This window comes from Aeromonas piscicola, assembly GCF_000820005.1.
Classification (GTDB): domain Bacteria; phylum Pseudomonadota; class Gammaproteobacteria; order Enterobacterales; family Aeromonadaceae; genus Aeromonas; species Aeromonas piscicola.
The window spans coordinates 2,654-3,007 of record NZ_CDBL01000028.1 but is presented as its reverse complement, the minus strand read 5'-3'; the positions used below and the strand labels follow the sequence as shown (position 1 = coordinate 3,007).

Below are 354 nucleotides of genomic sequence, written 5' to 3'. Positions count from 1 at the left end.
GGCGCCGTCGGCTACATCAACGGTGCGGGGGAGATGGATACCTGCATCGTCATTCGCTCGGCCTTTGTCAAAGATGGCGTGGCCCACGTGCAGGCCGGCGCCGGTGTGGTCTATGACTCCAAACCCCAGGCCGAAGCGGATGAAACCCGCGCCAAGGCGGCCGCCGTGCTGGCCGCCATCGCCGCCAGCCATGGCACCTCACTGCAAGCCCTGAGCGCCCAGCAGGAGCAACATAAGGACGTGAGCCATGACTAACATCTTCTTGCTCGATAACTTCGATTCGTTCACCTACAACCTGGTGGATCAATTCCGCTCCCTCGGTTATCCGGTGCGGATCTACCGCAACAGCCTGCC

Annotated in this window: 1 protein-coding gene and 1 pseudogene; both read left to right on the top strand. The window is 61.9% G+C overall.

The annotated features are described in order from the left end of the window. Positions 1-255 (top strand): chorismate-binding protein (locus tag BN1128_RS04440; RefSeq protein WP_042866569.1); only part of this gene is annotated, 255 nt, incomplete at its 5' end. Continuing rightward, positions 248-354: pseudogene (locus tag BN1128_RS04435) on the top strand (anthranilate synthase component II); the annotation flags it as partial. The gene BN1128_RS04440 and the pseudogene BN1128_RS04435, both read left to right, overlap by 8 nt.